Annotated in this window: 1 protein-coding gene; it reads left to right on the forward strand. The window is 39.3% G+C overall.

Translation table 11 applies throughout. The features are described from left to right. Positions 1-658, forward strand: a 658-nt coding sequence (locus BWI92_RS26915; protein WP_141234970.1) for a transposase, incomplete at its 5' end; no start/stop codon positions are given. Positions 659-963: the final 305 nt, after the last annotated feature.

Genomic DNA, 963 nt, shown 5'->3' on the forward strand with positions numbered 1-963 from the left:
GCTTGACCGTGGTTACGCTAATGAGTGGACCATCGAGTGGTTTACGAACTTCGAACAAGATTTCCTAGTCCGATGGAAGAAGAATCATTTACTTATACACTCAACTAAAGGTAAAAAGCAAACCCATCTTCTAGCTCGCTCTTTTAAAGCTAGAAGTAAAAAGATTGTGCTCGATTCTCAGAGAAAGATTCTCAAGAGCATTTCTATTGCTTGGACTCAAGTACAACACCCTAGTTTTGAAGACATTAACTTGTCGTTAGTAATAGTGAGAGATACCAAAAACTATCAGTCACCACTCTATTTATTAACCTCATTGCCTGTAGAATCAGCTAAGGAAGCTTGGGAAATATGTCATAGCTACATGCATCGATGGAATATCGAACAGGCGTTTAGATTCGCCAAAACTGAGCTAGCTATTGAATCTCCAAGGTTATGGTTTTTCGAGAATACCCTCAAATTATTAGCCATTGTCACGCTCATTTACGACTTCTTGATGAAACTCATCAGGAATTGGCCATCTATTATCAAGATAATCATCAATCAATTTGCTCATAGAACAGGAAATCGGTGCCAAAATGCTTTGACACCGATTTATCGATTGAGAACGGCCATCCAAAACATGCTATGGTGCTACTTCGCACAACAAAATTCGGGATGACTCATGTTTGATGAAAACTTAGAGAATAACCCCAATCTTAAAATTCGGGTCAAATAAGTTGTTATGGTAGCGTTACTAAACAAGCTAGCTCCTAATAGACTGCTGTTTTCAACATCATAACCAGCAAAAGTTCCAGCAGGGTAAGTTGTCACTGCATCTTTTACTGAAATAGACCCACTACTGAGTACACCCAGCCGTCAAAATAATGTCAGCATAGTTTGAAGTACTTGCATCCAGTACATTTGCTGTATTATTAACAGCACAAGCCACACATGCTGCACCACTGATACCTGTCAAGCTTCCAT

The organism is Flectobacillus sp. BAB-3569 (genome assembly GCF_002270355.1).
Lineage (GTDB): Bacteria > Bacteroidota > Bacteroidia > Cytophagales > Spirosomataceae > Flectobacillus > Flectobacillus roseus.